This is a genomic window from Roseateles sp. UC29_93 (assembly GCF_042695725.1).
In the GTDB taxonomy this organism is placed as follows: Bacteria; Pseudomonadota; Gammaproteobacteria; order Burkholderiales; family Burkholderiaceae_C; genus Roseateles; species Roseateles noduli_A.
Genome location: NZ_CP170545.1, coordinates 1688370 through 1704375, shown reverse-complemented (window position 1 = coordinate 1704375; position 16006 = coordinate 1688370). Strand labels below are relative to the sequence as shown.

The following is a 16006-nucleotide window of genomic DNA, read 5'->3' as shown; positions in this document are numbered from 1 at the left end:
CAAAGATTTGCGTCAGGGTCAATCCGGATGCAATTCGCCACGGGGAATACCAGCACTTGACCGGGGCAAAAAATCTGTGGATAACCCAGACTCCGCGGCCTCGGATCGGTACAATCGGGCCGCTCGAAGAATAAGTTTTCCACAATGAGCGCAGACTTGTCGGGTGCGGCCCTGTGGCAGCGCGGTTGCGAACGCCTGGCCGCCGAACTGCCTGAACAGCAATTCAATACCTGGATCCGGCCGCTGCCCCCCGCGGAGGTCGCCCAGCAAGACGAGAACGGCCACGAGGCCGTGCTGGTGTCGCTCCGCGTCCCCAACCGATTCAAGCTGGACTGGATCCGCAGCCAGTATGCCGGCCGGATCGAGGCCATCCTGACCGAACTCGCCGGCAAGCCCGCGCGCCTGGAATTGTCGCTGGCGCCGCGCGAGGCCATCGCGCCGCTGCCCCGCACTTCGCCGTCCGGCATGACGATGGGCCAGGTGCTGCAGCAGCACGGCCTGCGCGGCGGCGCCGCCCAGCCCGCGACCGACCCGGCATCCGTGGCCACGCGCCCGGCCGCCGCGGCGGCACCCGCCGTGCCGGCCACCGCCGCCAGCCTGATCCAGGCCGCGGCGCCCAACGTCCCGGCCAACCTCCCGCCCAGCGCCACGCGCCACCGCATCAACACGAGCCTGACCTTCGACACGCTCGTGCCCGGCCGCGCCAACCAGATGGCGCGCACCGCCGCGCTGCACGTGGCCGGCGCGCCGGGCCAGATGTACAACCCGCTGTTCATCTACGGCGGCGTCGGCCTGGGCAAGACCCACCTGATCCATGCCGTCGGCAACGCGCTGCTGAAGGACCGTCCCGACGCCCGCGTGCTGTACCTGCACGCCGAGCAGTTCATCTCGGACGTCGTCAAGAACTACCAGCGCAAGACCTTCGACGAACTCAAGGCCAAGTACCACTCGCTGGACCTGCTGCTGATCGACGACGTGCAGTTCTTCGCCGGCAAGGACCGGACGCAGGAAGAGTTCTTCAATGCGTTCGAGGCGCTGCTGGCCAAGCGGGCGCACATCATCATGACGTCGGACACCTACCCCAAGGGCCTGGTGGACATCGACGAGCGCCTGACCAGCCGTTTCGACGCCGGCCTCACGGTGGCCATCGAGCCGCCCGAGCTGGAGATGCGTGTCGCGATCCTGATCAAGAAGGCCGACGCCGAGAACGCCCCGATGCCGGAGGACGTGGCCTTCTTCATCGCCAAGAATGTGCGCGCCAACGTGCGCGAGCTGGAAGGCGCGCTGCGCAAGGTGCTGGCCTACAGCCGCTTCTCGCACAAGGAAATCAACATCCAGCTGGCGCGCGAGGCCCTCAAGGACCTGCTGTCGATCCAGAACCGGCAGATTTCCGTCGAGAACATCCAGAAGACCGTGGCCGACTTCTACAAGATCAAGGTCGCGGACATGTATTCGAAGAAGCGCCCGGCGAGCATCGCCCGCCCGCGCCAGATCGCGATGTACCTGGCCAAGGAACTGACGCAGAAGAGCCTGCCGGAGATCGGCGAGCTGTTCGGCGGCCGCGACCACACCACGGTGCTGCACGCGGTCCGCAAGATCGGCGGAGAGCGCCAGAAGAACACCGAGTTGAACCAGCAGTTGCACGTCCTGGAGCAAACGCTGAAGGGATGAGAAAAAACGCCTTCGCCTTCAGCGAAAATGCCGCGTTCGCCCGTACAGCCAACAGTGGAGAGAGGTTGACATGATCGTGTTGAAAGACAGCCAGGACAAAGTGCTTGCCGCGCTGCAGGCCGTGTCCGGCATCGTGGAACGGCGCCACACGCTGCCCATCCTGGCCAACGTGCTGGTCCGCAAGCAGGGCCGGCAGGTCGAGCTCACCACGAGCGACCTGGAGATCCAGGTCCGCACCACGGTCGACTTCGACGGCGACGACGGCGACTTCTCCACGACCATCGGCGCGCGCAAGCTGATCGACATCCTGCGCTCGATGCCGTCGGACCAGACGGTGAGCCTGACGTCCAACCAGAGCAAGATGACGCTGCAGGGCGGCAAGAGCCGCTTCACGCTGCAGACGCTGCCGGCGGACGACTTCCCGCTGGTGCAGGAAGCGGCCGACTTCGGGCCCGCGTTCAGCGTGCCGCAGAAGACGCTCAAGGGCCTGATCAACCAGGTCCACTTCGCGATGGCGGTGCATGACATCCGCTACTACCTGAACGGCATCCTGTTCGTGGCCGAAGGCAAGATGCTGACGCTGGTCGCGACCGACGGCCACCGCCTGGCGCTGGCGCAGGCCGAGACCGACACCGAGATGCCCAAGCAGGAAGTCATCCTGCCGCGCAAGACGGTGCTGGAGCTGATGCGCCTGCTGAAGGACGGCGGCAAGGGCGACGACGAGAGCGCGCCGATCGAGATGCGCTTCGCCGGCAACCAGGCCAAGTTCAGCTTCAGCGGCATGGAGTTCGTGACCAAGCTGGTCGAGGGCAAGTTCCCCGACTACAACCGCGTCATCCCGAAGAACCACCGCTTCCACGTGCTGATCGGCCGCCAGCCGCTGCTGGCCGCGCTGCAGCGCGCGGCGATCCTGACCAGCGAGAAGTTCAAGGCGGTGCGCCTGTCCTTCGACCCGGGCCTGTTGTCGATCGCATCGAGCAACGCCGAGCAGGAAGAAGCCAAGGAAGAGCTCGAGATCGACTACGGCGGCGACCAGATCGAGACCGGCTTCAACGTCACGTACCTGATGGACGTGCTGGCCAACATGTCGCAGGACATGGTGCGCGTGGACCTGAACGACAGCTCGTCCAGCGCGCTGCTCAGCATCCCCGAGCACAGCGGCTTCAAGTACGTCGTCATGCCCATGAGGATCTGAGGCCGCGGGGCGGCCTCGGATCCGCGTTCCGCGGTGAGTGTGGCGCACCCCCCGCCCCCGCCAAGCGGGGGCTCTCGCTAGACAGTCAAACGGCCGCGGGGCGGCCTGGAATACCCACTGATGACCGACAACAGCACTCCTGAGAACACCCCGACGCCCGTGCCGCAGAACGACGGCGCGGGGTACGGCGAGTCCAGCATCCAGATCCTGGAAGGGCTGGAGGCGGTGCGCAAGCGCCCCGGCATGTACATCGGCGACACCTCGGACGGCACGGGTCTGCATCACCTGGTGTTCGAGGTCGTCGACAACTCGATCGACGAGGCCCTGGCCGGCTACTGCGACGACATCGTCATCACGATCCACACGGACAACTCGATCTCCGTCATCGACAACGGCCGCGGCATCCCGACCGGCGTGAAGATGGACGACAAGCACGAGCCCAAGCGCTCGGCGGCCGAGATCGCGCTGACGGAACTGCACGCGGGCGGCAAGTTCAACCAGAACAGCTACAAGGTCTCGGGCGGCCTGCACGGCGTGGGCGTGTCCTGCGTGAACGCGCTGTCCAAGACGCTGCGCCTGATCGTGCGCCGCGAGGGCAAGGTCCATCAGCTCGAGTTCAAGAAGGGCTTCCCGCAGGACCGCGTGATCGAGATCCGCGACGGCGTCGAGACCAGCCCGATGAAGATCGTCGGCGAGACCGACAAGCGCGGCACCGAGGTGCACTTCCTGCCCGACACGGAGATCTTCACGCAGAACTCCGAGTTCCATTACGACATCCTGGCCAAGCGCCTGCGCGAGCTCTCGTTCCTGAACAACGGCGTGAAGATCCGCCTGGTCGACGAGCGCAACAACAAGGAAGACAACTTCGCCTTCGCGGGCGGCGTGCGCGGCTTCGTCGAGTTCATCAACAAGGGCAAGACCCCGCTGAACCCGAACATCTTCCACGCGCAAGGCGACAAGATGTCCGACCAGAACACCAACGTCGGTGTCGAGGTCTCGATGCAGTGGAACGACGGCTTCAACGAGAGCGTCCTCTGCTTCACCAACAACATCCCGCAGCGCGACGGCGGCACCCACCTGACGGGTCTGCGCGCGGCGATGACGCGGGTGATCAACAAGTACATCGAGGACAACGAGCTGGCCAAGAAGGCCAAGGTCGACGTCACCGGCGACGACATGCGCGAAGGCCTGGCCTGCGTGATCAGCATCAAGGTGCCGGAGCCGAAGTTCAGCTCGCAGACCAAGGACAAGCTGGTGTCGAGCGAAGTGCGCGGCCCGGTGGAAGAGGTCGTGGCGAGCAAGCTGACGGACTGGCTGCTGGAGAACCCGGTCGACGCCAAGATCATCTGCGGCAAGATCGTCGAAGCCGCGCGTGCGCGCGAGGCGGCGCGCAAGGCGCGCGAGATGACGCGCCGCAAGGGCGTGCTGGACGGCATGGGCCTGCCGGGCAAGCTGGCGGACTGCCAGGAGAAGGATCCGGCGCTGTGCGAGATCTACATCGTGGAGGGCGACTCCGCCGGTGGCTCCGCCAAGCAGGGCCGCGACCGCAAGTTCCAGGCGATCCTGCCGCTGCGCGGCAAGATCCTGAACGTCGAGAAGGCGCGCTACGAGAAGCTGCTGACCAGCAATGAAATCATCACGCTGATCACGGCGCTGGGCACGGGCATCGGGCGCGGCGCGGGCAGCGACGACTTCAACCCCGAGAAGCTCCGTTACCACCGCATCATCATCATGACCGACGCGGACGTGGACGGTGCGCACATCCGGACGCTGCTGCTGACCTTCTTCTACCGGCAGATGCCGGAGCTGGTGGAACGCGGCCACATCTACATCGCGCAGCCGCCGCTGTACAAGGTCAAGGTCGGCAAGCACGAGCAGTACCTGAAGGACGGCCACGAGCTGGACGGTTTCCTGCTGAAGGTCGCGCTGAACGACGCCGAGCTGCACACGGCCGGCGTGGGCACGGGCCCGGTGCTCAAGGGCGAGCCGCTCGAGACGATGGCGCGCCAGTACGTGGCGGCGCAGAACGTGATCGAGCGCCTGTCGGCCTGGATGGACGGCGAGGCGCTGCACCTGCTGGCGTCCGGCCTGTCGATCAGCCTGGACACGCCGGAGGCGGCGCAGATCGCCGCGACGGCGCTGCAGACGACGCTGCACGACGCGGTGGTGAATGCGGAGACGGATCCGCGCACCGACAAGCAGTTCCTGCGCATCAGCCGCCGTCACCACGGCAACGTGCGTTCGAGCATCATCACGGCGGACTTCGTGCACGGCGCGGACTATGAAGTCCTGGCCGCGGCCGGCACGACCTTCAAGGGTCTGGTCGGCGAGGAAGCCGTGATCCGCAAGGGCGAGGGCGAGAAGGCCAAGGAAAGCAAGGTCGCGGACTTCCGCGCCGCGATGGCGTGGCTGATGACGCAGGCCGAGTCCAGCGTCGGCCGCCAGCGCTACAAGGGCCTGGGCGAGATGAACCCCGCGCAGCTGTGGGAAACGACGATGGACCCGACGGTCCGCCGCCTGCTGCGCGTGCAGATCGAGGACGCGATCGAAGCCGACCGCGTGTTCACGATGCTGATGGGCGACGAGGTGGAACCGCGCCGCGAGTTCATCGAGCAGAACGCGCTGAGGGCGGCGAACATCGACGTGTGAGCGTCGGACCGCCGAAGCACAAAGCCCCTGATCCGCAAGGAGTCAGGGGCTTTTGTTGGTGCCGCCAAGGGGTCGGCACCGGCTGCAGCAAGCCGCACGGATGGATCGCTGGCCGGTCCCCGCTCCGGGCGGAGGTCTCAAGGCGCGAACTTCGTGAACACGTCGTCCCGCGCCTTCACCAGCGCGTTGTGGCAGGCGAAACAGGTTTGATGCTGGGCCTTGTCGACGGGTTGGCCGTCGACGAATCGCCCGTACCCCCATCCGCCGCTGTCGGCATAGCGCTTCGAATCCTTGACCATGACCTGGACCGTGGTCGGTTGTCCGGGCACCGTCGCTGCGGGGAACTCGGTCGACCGTTGGCGTTTCCATGCCAGCTTGACCAGCATGGCGCCATCGGGGAAGGGCAGCTGGCCCAGGCGATAGGCGTCGATGGCGATGCGGTTGCCCACCACCGCGCGCAGCTCGTCCAGCGGCGCATCCTCCGTGGCGACGCCGACCAGTTGCCAATGGCGATAGTCCTCGGGCACCACCACGCCATAGAGGGGCGACGCCGGCTTCGGAGCGGCCTCTTCGGCCGACGAGGTCGTCGATGTGGCGGCGAACAGCGCCAGGACGAGCGCCGATGCAATGCGGTTCGAATTCATGGGTCACTTCCTGCCAGGTTGAGCAGCGACGAGCCTGCGATCACGCGACGCTGAACGCCACCTCGATGTTTCCCCGCGTCGCATGCGAGTAGGGGCAGAGCTGATGGGCGCCGTCGACCAGGGCCCACTTCTGCGCCTCGTCGAGTCCGGGCAGTTCCACATGCAGCTTCACCGCCAATGCGAAGCCGCCGTCGGCGGTCGTGCCGAGCGAGACCTGCGCCCGGATCGACGCGTCGTCGGGCACACGGATCGGCGGGGTCGCCTTGACCCGGCGCATCGCGCCCATGAAGCAGGCTGAATAGCCCACGGCGAAGAGCTGCTCGGGATTGGTGCCCGTGCCCGTGCCGCCGGGCGTGCTGAGACGCACGTCGAGCGCGCCGTCGCTGGAGGTGCCGTGGCCCTCGCGGCCGCCCGTCGTGCGGGTTTCGGCGGTGTAGAGGACGTTGTCGATGATGCGGGTCATGAAGAGGCCTTGTTGTCGAGAATGAAGCGACGCACGCGGTGCGTCGAAGGGCGGGAGAGGCGCCTCACCACCGGCTCGCGTCGAGGACGGCGCGGGCGAATTCGGCGGGCGCTTCCTGCGGCAGGTTGTGGCCGATGCCGCCGGTCAGGTTGCGGTGTTCATAGCGGCCGGTGAAGCGAGAGGCGTAGGCGGCCGGCGGCGGATGCGGCGCACCGTTGGCGTCGCCTTCCAGCGTGATGGCCGGCAGCGCCACGGTCTTGACCTGGGAGAGCTGGCGCTCGAGCGCGTCGTACTGCGGATCGCCTTCCGCGGCACCGATGCGCCAGCGGTAGTTGTGGACCACCAGCGCCACCTGGTCGGGGTTCACGAGGCTCTGCGCGCAACGTTCGAACGTGGCATCGTCGAAGCGCCATTGCGGCGAGGCCTGGCGCCAGATCAGCTTGGCGAACGCCTTGAGGTTGGTCTGGTAGCCGATGCGGCCACGCTCCGTGGCGAAGTAATACTGGTACCACCAGGTGAGTTCATCGGCCGGCGCCAGCGGCGTGAGTGCCGTGGCGCGGTCGAGCACCAGGAATCCGCTCACCGACACCAGCGCCTGGCACCGCTCCGGCCACAGGGCGGCCATCACGCAGGCATTGCGCGCGCCCCAGTCGCAGCCCGCCACGACGGCCTTGCGGATGCCCAGCGCATCCATCAACGCGATCGCGTCCGCGGCCAGCGCCGTCTGCTGTCCGCTGCGCAGGGTCGCGTCCGACAGGAAGCGGGTCGTGCCGTAGCCGCGCAGGTGGGGCACGATCACGCGCAGGCCCTTGGCGGCCAGCAGCGGGGCCACTTCCTCGTAGCAGTGGATGTCATAGGGCCAGCCGTGGAAGAGCATGACCGGCTGGCCGTCGCGCGGGCCGATATCGACGTAGCCGACATTCAGAGCGCCGGCATCGATCTGGCGCAGCGGGCCGAAGCCCGTGCTCGCGGACGCGGACGCGGCCGGCAACGCGCGGGAGAGGCCGGACAACGCCAGGCCGGCGCCGGCGACCGTGGCCTGGGCGAGGAAATCGCGACGGGAAGTCTCGTTGGACATGGCAGTCTCCTTGAGAGGGTTCATCGGGCCGCGCGGGCGGCGGTGTCGATCAGCGCCGCGACCTCGTGCGGGTGGCTGACCTGCGGGACGTGGGACGCGCCGGGGATGACGACCGTGCTGCGCGCATGGGCGCGCTCAGCCATCCAGGCCATCGCCGCGGGCGGGATGTTCTTGTCCTTGGCGCCGTAGATGAAATACACCGGCAGCGACTTCCAGGCGGTGCCCTGGCTGTGCTCCGACAGCGCCGCCTCGGCCACCGGCCGCTGTCCGATCGCCATCAGGCGGGCCTGCGCGGGCTTCACATCGGCCGCGAACTGGGCGGCAAACTTCTGCTGGTCGATGTAGAGGTCGCTGCCGCCTTCGGGCAGCGGCACCGGTGCCGCGAGCGAATCGCCGAGCGTGCTGCCGGGGAACTTGCCGGCGAGCTCGGCCACCGACTCGCCTCGCTCCGGCGCGAAGGCGGACACGTAGACCAGGGCCTTGACGCGCGCCTGGCCCTCGGCGGCACCGCTGATGACGGAGCCGCCGTAGGGAATGGCCCACCAGCACCATCGGGCCGGGGATGCGGTCGATCAGGCTGGCGGTGTAGCGCGCGTCGCCGGACACGGAGCGCAGCGGGTCTGGCGACTGCCACCACGGGGTAGCCCTTGTCGCGCAATTCGGCGGCCACGCCGTTCCAGCTCGAGGCATCGGCGAACGCGCCGTGCACCAGCACGATGGTGGGCTTGTCCGACAGGGCGTCGGTGGCGAAGGCGGGCGCGGCGATCGCGGCGGCGATCAGTGCGAAGGCGGCGAACGGGCGGATGATGAAGCGGGTCATGAGGGCCTCTGCGTGAGTGGGGGATCGGCGCGGAAGCTGGGCTTCCAGCGCCTCGGGGCCTATCAGAGCAGCGGTCCGCCACGCCGGGTATTGAACGAGCGGAGCGCGGGCTCATACCTTCGTTTGGTCCCCTGTCCGCCGCCCATCTCCCGATGGCGCGCCGCCGGACCCGGTCTTCCCGGCGGCCTTTATGATGCGTGCCTCGCGCAGCAAATGTAGTAACTGCTACATCGGATCCCATGGCACACACCAGCAAGACGAAGACGGTCCGCGGCACGGGCGTGCGGGAGGCGTCGGCCCAGGCGACGCGCGACAGCATCCTCAAGGCGGCGACGCGGATATTTGCGCGCTACGGCTACGACGGCGGCAGCATCGAGAAGATTTCCAGCCTCGCGAAGTCGCACGATCGGATGATCTACTACTACTTCGGCAGCAAGGAGGGACTGTTCATCGCGGTGCTGGAGGGCATCTATCAGCGCATGGATGAAGCGGAGGCCAAGGCCGCCCCCGTCCTGCCCGACGCGGTCGAGGCGCTCACGGCACTGATCCGGTTCAAGGTGGCCTACTACCGTCGGCATCCGGAGTTCGTCACCTTGCTCAACACCGAAAACCTTCACAAGGGCCGGCATGTGGCGAAGTCTCAGAAGGCGACGCAGTTCTCTTCCAATGCGGTCGACCTGATCGCGGGGATCCTCGAGCGGGGCGTGGCCCAGGGCCGCTTCCGGCCCGGATTGCGGCCGCGCGACATCTACCTGCTGATCGTCTCCACCGCCTATTTCTTCACCTCCAACCGCTTCACCATTTCCGCCTTCCTGGGCGAATCGCTGGAGCGTCCCGGCGCGGTCGAGGAATGGGCGGACTTCGTCGTCGACAGCGTGCTGCGCGTGGTGCGCGCGCAGGCCGACTAGGGCAGCCGGACGCCCGGCCTGTAGGATGCCGTCGACACGCCGTGCCACGGCCGCTCCCGATGAACTACCTCTGCGCGAATTCCCTCGACGACGCACTGGCCGCGCTGCAACGCGGGCCGCGCCGCATCGTCTGCGGCGCGACCGACGCGTACGCTGACGCCACCGCATCACCCTCCGGGGTGGCGTGGCTGGACGTCAGCGCCGTCGACGCCCTGCAGGGCATCGCGCCCTGCGGATCGGCGCTGCGGATCGGCGCGGCCGTCACCTGGGACCAGATCGACCAGTGCGAGCATGTGCCCACGGTGTTGCGGGAGGCCGCGCGCACCGTCGGATCACGGCAGATCCGGCTGCGGGGCAGCCTGGGCGGCAACCTGTGCCATGCGTCGCCGGCCGCCGACGGCATGCCGGCATTGCTGGTGCTCGATGCGCGCGTCACGCTCCGCGGCCAGCGCGGCGAGCGCCAGCTGCCGTTGTCCGAGTTCGTGCTCGGCCGGCAGCGCACGGCGCTGCTGCCGGAGGAACTGCTCGTCGCGGTCCTGGTCGAGTCGCAACGACCCGACGAACGGACCGCCTTCATCAAGCTCGCACAGCGCGAGGCCTCGGCCATCGCGGTGGTTGCCGCCGCGGTGCGCCTGCGCTGGCGCGACGACCGGACGCTCGCCCACGCGGCCATCGCCGTGGGGGGCGCATCGGAGGTCGCCGTGCGGCTGCGCACGCTCGAGTCACGGCTGGAGGGGGTGCCCCGGGAGGCGGTCGGTCACCTGATCGCCGAGACGCCGATGCCGGAGCTGTCGCCGATCGATGATCGTCGCGGCTCGGCCGCGCTGCGCCGCCACTGGGCGCGCGTCGCCGTGGAGCGCGCTTGCGCGCGTTGTGAGGCACCCGATGACGGCCGCCGCTGACGCCATGCCCGGCTGGGTCGAGGTCAACGGCGAGCGACATCCGCTGCCCGAGGACCTCTCGCGGCCGGCCACGCACTTCCTGCGCGAACGCCTGGGACTGACCGGCACGAAAGTCGGCTGCGGCCAAGGCGACTGCGGCAGTTGCACCATCGTCGTCGACGGCGAACCGCGCTATGCCTGCATCACGCCCGTGGCCCAGCTGCGAGCCCGCCGCGTGCTCACCGTGGAGGGGCTTGCCGCGGGCAGCGCCTGCGGTCGGCGCCTGCAGCAGTCCATGCTGGCCCATCAGGCGGTGCAGTGCGGGTACTGCATCCCCGGCATGTTGATGTCGGCCTGCGCGGCGATCGACGCCGGACGCGTGCGCGATCGGGCCGATGCCGAGGCGGCGCTGGACGGCGTGCTGTGCCGCTGCACCGGCTATCGCAAGATCGTCGACGCGGTGCTGGACGTGGCCACCGACGCCGCGCCGCGCCCGCTCACCCTGCCGGACGACGGCCTCGCCGTCGGCCGTCCGTTGACGCGGCTGGATGGCGCCGCCAAGGTGACGGGAACGGATCGCTTCGGCGCCGACGGCATTCCGGTGGACAGCCTCCACCTGCGCGCCGTGCGCTGCCCGCATCCGCGCGCGGGCTTCGTCTTCGGCGATCTGCAGGCCTTCGTCCAGGCCCACCCCGGCGTGCTGCGGGTGCTCACCCATGTCGACGTGCCGGGCAGGAACGTGCATGGCGTGGCCGCGCCCTATGCCGACCAGCCGGTGCTGCCCGACGGCGAGGCGCGCCATCACCTGGAGGCCGTGGCCCTGATCGTGGGCGAGGCGGACGCCGTGGCCGCCCTGGATCTGGCGTCCTTCCCCATCACGTGGACCCCGAGACCCGCCCTGGCCGACGTGGACGTGGCGGCCCGCGCCGACAGTCCCCTGCTCCATGCGCATCGTCCGGGCAACCTGCTCATCGAGGGCCAGGTCCAGCGCGGCGATGTGGAAGCCGCCCTGCGCGACGCGCCGCTGGTCGTGGCGGGCCGCTTCGAATCGAGCTTCGTCGAGCACGCCTATCTGGAACCCGAAGCCGGATGGGCGCGCCGCACGGGAGACGGCATGGAGATCCACTCGCCGACGCAGGCGCCCCATCCGCATCGCGAGGATCTGGCGCGCGTCCTCGGCATCGCTCCGGACCGGGTGCGTTTCGTGCCGACGGCGGTCGGCGGCGGCTTCGGCGGGAAGCTGGACATGACGGTGCAGCCGCTGCTCGCCGTCGCCGCCTGGCACATGGATCGGCCGGTGGCGCTCGTGTACACGCGGGAGGAATCGATGGCCACGTCGACCAAGCGCCATCCCGCGCGCATCGCGTCCAGCATGGCTGCCGATGCGCAGGGCCGGCTGCTGGCGGTGAGCTTCGAGGGCGACTACAACACCGGCGCCTACGCGTCCTGGGGCACGGCCGTGGCCAATCGCGTGCCGGTGCATGCCGGCGGACCGTACCGCATCCCCCACTACCGCGCCCGGGCCCGCGCGCGCCACACCCATGTCACGCCCGCCGGCGCCTTCCGGGGCTTCGGCGTGCCGCAGACGACCATGTCGCAGGAACAGCTCATCGACGAGCTGGCCGTGCGCGGGGGTTGGGACCCGCTGGAGTTCCGGTTGCTCAATGCGCTGCGTCCCGGCGATACCTTGCCGACCGGTCAGATGCTGGACGACAGCGTGGGCCTGGTCGCCTGCCTGGAGGCCCTGCGACCCCATTGGCGGGCCGCGCGCGCGCGCACCGGCGACACCGGACCGCGGGAACGGCGGGGCGTGGGTCTCGCCGCGTTCTTCTACGGGTGCGGCAACACCGCGCTGCCGAACCCCTCGACCGTCCGCATCGGCCTGCGGCCCGACGGCACGCTGGTGCTGCACCAAGGGGCCGTGGATGCGGGTCAGGGCGCCAACACGGTCATCCCCAGATCGCCGCCGATGCGCTCGGCATCCCGCTGGCCCGGCTGCACATCGTCGGCGCCGATACCCACCTGACGCCGGACTGCGGCCGCACGTCGGCCTCGCGCCAGACCTTCGTCACCGGGCGAGCCGCCTTCCTCGCCGGACAGGCGCTGCTGGGCAAGCTCCGCCGCATGGCGGGTGCGGACGAGGCGGCGCCGGTGCGTTTCGGCGACGGCGGGGTGGAGGTCGCCGGCGTGCGACTCGTGCTCTCCGAACTGCCGGTCGACGCGCAGGGCTATGCAGTGAAGAGCGAGGAGCGCTTCGACCCGCCCACCACCACGCTCGACCACGACGGCCAGGGCCGGCCCTATGCGGCCTACGCGTTCGGGGCGCAGATGGCGGAGGTCGTCGTCGATCTCGACACCGGACGCGTGCGGGTGCGACGCGTCGTCGCGGCCCACGACGTGGGCCGCATGGTGAATCCCACCCTGCTGCAGGGCCAGGTCGAAGGCGCGATCGCCCAAGGGGTGGGCATGGCGCTGATGGAGCGCTACGAGCCCGGTTCGGGGAACAACCTGCACGACTACCTCATCCCGACGGTCCGCGACGTGCCGGAGGTGGAGACCCTCTTCATCGAGGCGCCCACGGCGCTGGGTCCATACGGGGCCAAGGGGATCGGCGAGCCGGCGCTGGTGCCGACCGCCGCCGCGATCCTCAACGCCATCCACCACGCCACGGGCGTCCGCGTGCGCGAGGCGCCGGCCACGCCGGACGCCGTGCTGCGCGCGATGGCGGACGCCGGATCGCAGCTGCCGCCCGGCACCCACAAGGACTGACGCGATGCGCCTTCACCACTGGCTCGGCCTGCTGCCCTTCCTCCACGCGGCGCTCGGTCTGGCGGTCGCCAACCGCGTCACGCCTTTCGTGCTGGGCCTGCCCTTCTTCATGGCCTGGATCATCGGCGGCGTGCTGCTCAGCGCGCTCGTGATGGCCTGCGTGTATCGGCTCGATCCGGCCAACCGCAGACCGCGAGACAGGCAGGAGGAGGAGGAATGAACGTCGCGCTGTCCGTCATCCTGCTCACGCTGGTCTTCGCGTTGTGCGCCGGCCTGTGGGCACGGCGGGGCGTATGCATGGACCTGGCGCAATGGAGCGTCGGAGGACGCGGCTTCTCCACCGTGCTGGTCTTCGTGCTGATGGCGGGCGAGCTCTACACGACGTTCACCTTCCTCGGCGCCAGCGGCTTCGCCTACGGACATGGCGGAGCGGCGCTGTACGTCCTGGTCTACACCTGCCTCGCCTTCGTGATGTCGTACTGGCTGTTGCCTCCGATCTGGCGGCTGGCGCGGCGGCACGGCGCGATGACGCAGCCCGAGGTGTTCGCCGCGGCCTACGGCAGTCCGGCGCTCGGGCTGCTCGTGTCCGCGGTGGCCCTGCTGGCGCTGGTGCCTACCTGGTCGTGCAGATGAAAGGGCTGGGCCTCATCGTCCAGGTGACGTCCTACGGCGCGTTGTCGCCGGCCCTGGCCATCCTCACAGGGGCGGTCGCGATGACCGCCTACGTGATGCTGTCGGGCATGCACGGATCGGCGGTCACGGCCGTGGTCAAGGACGTGCTGGTGCTCGCGGTCTGCGTCTTCCTCGGCCTCTACCTGCCGGCGCACTTCCACGGCGGACTGGGGGCGATGTTCGAGCGCATCGAGGCGGCGCGGCCCGGCTTCCTCGCCCTGCCGGACACCGGGCGGAACACCGTCTGGTTCGCCTCCACGGTGGCCATGTCCGCGATCGGCATGTACCTGTGGCCGCACGCGTTCAGCGCCGTCTTCACCGCGAAGTCGCCGCGCATCTTCCGCCGCAACGCGGCGGTGATGCCGCTCTACGCGCTGGTGATGCTGTTCTCGATGTTCGCGGGATATGCCGCTGTCCTGAACGTGCCGGGATTGAGCGGAGGACGGATCGATCTGGCGCTGCTGGCGCTGTCCATCCGCGCCTTCGACCCCTGGTTCGTCGGCGTGATCGGGGCGGCGGGCATGCTGACGGCCCTCGTGCCGGGCTCGATCATGCTGATCTCCGCCTCGACGCTGCTGGCGCGCAGCCTCTACCGGCCGCTGCGGCCCGGCAGCTCGGACGCGCACCTGATGCGCGTGTCCCGCGTCGCGGTGCCGCTGCTGATGGCGGTGACCGTGGCGTTGACGCTGAACGGCGGCGCCAGCATCGTCGTGCTGCTGCTGATCGGTTTCGCCGTCGTGGCCCAGCTCGCGCCGGCCTTGCTCACCGTGCTGATCGCACCGTCGGCGGCCAATCACGTGGGGGCCATGGCCGGCATCATCACCGGCGTCGGCTTCGTCTGCGCCACCGCCATCGGCGGCGTGGCCCTGCGCGATCTGCTGCCGTGGGCGCCGTCCTGGCTGCAGGACCTGCACCCGGGCTTCGTCGGCCTGATCCTCAATGCCGCCGTGATGTTCGCGTCGAGCCGGCTGACGCGGTCGTCGGCGGGCGCACGGCCGCGAACCGACACGGACCGGCTGCCCGCGTCCTGAGTCGGGCGACGGCGTCGGCGCATGCGCCGGCGCTCAACCTTCGCGGGCCGTCTCCTCGAGCGCGCGTCGCACCCAGTCCTCCAGCTCCGCGGCGTCGATCGGCTTGTCGATGACGCACAGCGCGCCCTGGTGGAGCGCCCGGCGCCGGACGGACTCCGAGGTCAGCGCCGTGATGAACACGGTGGGCACATGGCAGCCCTCGGCCTGCAGCTGCGCGAGCAGGCCGATGCCGTCGAGCGGATCCATGTGGATGTCGCAGACCAGGCAGTGCATCCGCGCCGCGACATCGGCGGCGAAGAACTCGGGCGCGGACGCGAAGGCGCGCGCCTGCCAGCCGAAGGCGCGCACGAGGCTGCTCGTGGCGGTGCGGACGAACGGGTCGTCGTCGACGATGACGATGAGCGCCGTGGCAGGGATCGGGGCCGGGTGGACCAGCATGCGCGTGCTCAGACGGCCGCGTCCAGCAGGCCCAGCGACTGCATCTTGCGCACCAGGTCCGCGACCGACCTGGACTGCATCTTGCGCATCGCCTGGCCCCGATGGATCTTGGCCGTGATCTCGGCGATGCCCATGCGGTCCGCGATCTGCTTGTTCATGAGTCCGGTGGCGACCAGGCCCAGCACCTCGCGTTCGCGCGCGGTCAGGCTGGTCCAGCAGTCGCGCAGCCCCTCCAGCGACTGGTCCAGGGCGAGCCGGCGCGCATCGGCCTCCAGCGCCGCGACGACCGCGTCGATCATGTCCTGGTCGCGGAACGGCTTCTCGATGAAGTCGCGCGCGCCGGCCTTCATGGCGCGGACGGTCATGGGCACGTCGCCGTGGCCGGTCATCATGATGACCGGCAGATGGCCCAGCCCGTGGCCGGCCAGCGATTGCTGGAACGCCAGGCCGCTTTCGCCGCGCAGGCGCACATCCAGCACGAGGCAGGACGGCCCGGCCGGCTTCGGGTGCCGCGAGGAAGGCCTCGGTCGACGGGAAGTCGCGCACCTGCAGGTCCATCGAGCGCAACAGCCCAGCCAGCGCCGTGCGGATGAGCGGCTCGTCATCCACCACGTAGACGGTGCGGGGCGAATCGGTCCGCGACGCGGCCTCCGGCGTGGGGACCGATCGAGCGGTCGGGGAGAACACGTGCTGCATGGTGGCTATCGGGATCGCATCAGGCGCGAACGGTAGCAGAGGCTACCGGTCGGCGTCTCCTATACGAAGGGATGTCGGCAGGGTGATCGGG

The 16006-nt window shown here is 69.2% G+C and carries 12 protein-coding genes and 3 pseudogenes; 9 read left to right on the top strand and 6 right to left on the bottom strand.

Features of this window, described 5'->3' with window-relative positions; translation table 11 throughout:
* Nucleotides 1-144 precede the first annotated feature (144 nt).
* The 3 genes from dnaA (at nucleotide 145) to gyrB (ending at nucleotide 5515) form a co-directional block, all read left to right on the top strand.
* On the top strand, nucleotides 145-1671 hold the full coding sequence (gene dnaA, locus ACFJIX_RS08030) for a chromosomal replication initiator protein DnaA (RefSeq protein ID WP_377159039.1): 1527 nt from the start codon (nucleotides 145-147) through the stop codon (nucleotides 1669-1671).
* 70 nt (nucleotides 1672-1741) lie between these two features.
* Nucleotides 1742-2866, top strand: coding sequence for a DNA polymerase III subunit beta (dnaN, locus tag ACFJIX_RS08025; RefSeq protein WP_377159037.1), 1125 nt, complete (start codon nucleotides 1742-1744; stop codon nucleotides 2864-2866).
* A gap of 120 nt (nucleotides 2867-2986) precedes the next feature.
* Complete coding sequence (gene gyrB, locus ACFJIX_RS08020) at nucleotides 2987-5515, top strand: DNA topoisomerase (ATP-hydrolyzing) subunit B (RefSeq protein ID WP_377159036.1); 2529 nt, start codon at nucleotides 2987-2989, stop codon at nucleotides 5513-5515.
* A 137-nt stretch (nucleotides 5516-5652) separates the two neighbouring features.
* On the opposite strand, the gene ACFJIX_RS08015 is transcribed toward gyrB, so the two are convergent.
* The 4 genes from ACFJIX_RS08015 to ACFJIX_RS08000 all read right to left on the bottom strand — a co-directional run bounded on the left by ACFJIX_RS08015 (nucleotide 5653) and on the right by ACFJIX_RS08000 (nucleotide 8176).
* Nucleotides 5653-6159: a cytochrome P460 family protein gene (locus ACFJIX_RS08015; protein WP_377159034.1), complete on the bottom strand. Its 507-nt coding sequence runs from the start codon at nucleotides 6157-6159 to the stop codon at nucleotides 5653-5655.
* A 40-nt stretch (nucleotides 6160-6199) separates the two neighbouring features.
* Entirely contained in the window at nucleotides 6200-6622 is a 423-nt protein-coding gene (locus tag ACFJIX_RS08010; RefSeq protein WP_377159033.1) for an organic hydroperoxide resistance protein, read from the bottom strand.
* A 64-nt stretch (nucleotides 6623-6686) separates the two neighbouring features.
* Nucleotides 6687-7700: an alpha/beta fold hydrolase gene (locus tag ACFJIX_RS08005; protein ID WP_377159031.1), complete on the bottom strand. Its 1014-nt coding sequence runs from the start codon at nucleotides 7698-7700 to the stop codon at nucleotides 6687-6689.
* A gap of 20 nt (nucleotides 7701-7720) precedes the next feature.
* A complete protein-coding gene (locus ACFJIX_RS08000) occupies nucleotides 7721-8176 on the bottom strand; it encodes an alpha/beta fold hydrolase (protein WP_377161680.1) in 456 nt (151 codons plus the stop codon).
* A 171-nt stretch (nucleotides 8177-8347) separates the two neighbouring features.
* Between ACFJIX_RS08000 and ACFJIX_RS07995 the strand changes: the two genes are divergently transcribed.
* The 6 genes and pseudogenes from ACFJIX_RS07995 to ACFJIX_RS07970 all read left to right on the top strand — a co-directional run bounded on the left by ACFJIX_RS07995 (nucleotide 8348) and on the right by ACFJIX_RS07970 (nucleotide 14781).
* Nucleotides 8348-8536 carry a hypothetical protein gene (locus ACFJIX_RS07995; RefSeq protein WP_377159029.1) on the top strand — a complete coding sequence of 63 codons (189 nt, stop codon included), beginning with the start codon at nucleotides 8348-8350 and terminating at the stop codon, nucleotides 8534-8536.
* A 223-nt stretch (nucleotides 8537-8759) separates the two neighbouring features.
* Nucleotides 8760-9428, top strand: a complete 669-nt coding sequence (locus ACFJIX_RS07990) for a TetR/AcrR family transcriptional regulator (protein ID WP_377159027.1) — start codon at nucleotides 8760-8762, stop codon at nucleotides 9426-9428.
* Nucleotides 9429-9469: 41 nt separating this feature from the next.
* Nucleotides 9470-10330, top strand: a complete 861-nt coding sequence (locus ACFJIX_RS07985; protein ID WP_377159026.1) for an FAD binding domain-containing protein — start codon at nucleotides 9470-9472, stop codon at nucleotides 10328-10330.
* Nucleotides 10230-13078, top strand: a pseudogene (locus tag ACFJIX_RS07980) (molybdopterin-dependent oxidoreductase). The gene ACFJIX_RS07985 and the pseudogene ACFJIX_RS07980 overlap by 101 nt, the downstream one beginning before the upstream one ends.
* Nucleotides 13079-13082: 4 nt before the next feature.
* Nucleotides 13083-13298 (top strand): DUF3311 domain-containing protein, encoded by a 216-nt coding sequence (locus ACFJIX_RS07975; protein ID WP_377159025.1) that lies wholly within the window; start codon nucleotides 13083-13085, stop codon nucleotides 13296-13298.
* Nucleotides 13295-14781 (top strand): annotated as a pseudogene (locus ACFJIX_RS07970) (sodium:solute symporter). The gene ACFJIX_RS07975 and the pseudogene ACFJIX_RS07970 overlap by 4 nt, the downstream one beginning before the upstream one ends.
* Before the next feature lie 33 nt (nucleotides 14782-14814).
* On the opposite strand, the gene ACFJIX_RS07965 reads toward ACFJIX_RS07970, so the two are convergent.
* Together ACFJIX_RS07965 and ACFJIX_RS07960 are read right to left on the bottom strand one after the other, a co-directional pair.
* A complete protein-coding gene (locus ACFJIX_RS07965) occupies nucleotides 14815-15219 on the bottom strand; it encodes a response regulator transcription factor (protein ID WP_377159024.1) in 405 nt (134 codons plus the stop codon).
* An 8-nt stretch (nucleotides 15220-15227) separates the two neighbouring features.
* A pseudogene (locus ACFJIX_RS07960) lies at nucleotides 15228-15915 on the bottom strand (response regulator transcription factor).
* Nucleotides 15916-16006 lie beyond the last annotated feature (91 nt).

What these genes read in the sequence shown, in the direction of transcription:
- dnaN (WP_377159037.1), top strand. Translation starts at nt 1,742, where the DNA reads ATGATCGTGTTGAAAGACAGCCAGGACAAAGTGCTTGCCGCGCTGCAG.
- gyrB (WP_377159036.1), top strand. Translation starts at nt 2,987, where the DNA reads ATGACCGACAACAGCACTCCTGAGAACACCCCGACGCCCGTGCCGCAG.
- ACFJIX_RS08010 (WP_377159033.1), bottom strand. Translation starts at nt 6,622, where the DNA reads ATGACCCGCATCATCGACAACGTCCTCTACACCGCCGAAACCCGCACG.
- ACFJIX_RS08005 (WP_377159031.1), bottom strand. Translation starts at nt 7,700, where the DNA reads ATGTCCAACGAGACTTCCCGTCGCGATTTCCTCGCCCAGGCCACGGTC.
- ACFJIX_RS07965 (WP_377159024.1), bottom strand. Translation starts at nt 15,219, where the DNA reads ATGCTGGTCCACCCGGCCCCGATCCCTGCCACGGCGCTCATCGTCATC.
- ACFJIX_RS07975 (WP_377159025.1), top strand. Translation starts at nt 13,083, where the DNA reads ATGCGCCTTCACCACTGGCTCGGCCTGCTGCCCTTCCTCCACGCGGCG.
- ACFJIX_RS07990 (WP_377159027.1), top strand. Translation starts at nt 8,760, where the DNA reads ATGGCACACACCAGCAAGACGAAGACGGTCCGCGGCACGGGCGTGCGG.
- ACFJIX_RS08015 (WP_377159034.1), bottom strand. Translation starts at nt 6,159, where the DNA reads ATGAATTCGAACCGCATTGCATCGGCGCTCGTCCTGGCGCTGTTCGCC.
- dnaA (WP_377159039.1), top strand. Translation starts at nt 145, where the DNA reads ATGAGCGCAGACTTGTCGGGTGCGGCCCTGTGGCAGCGCGGTTGCGAA.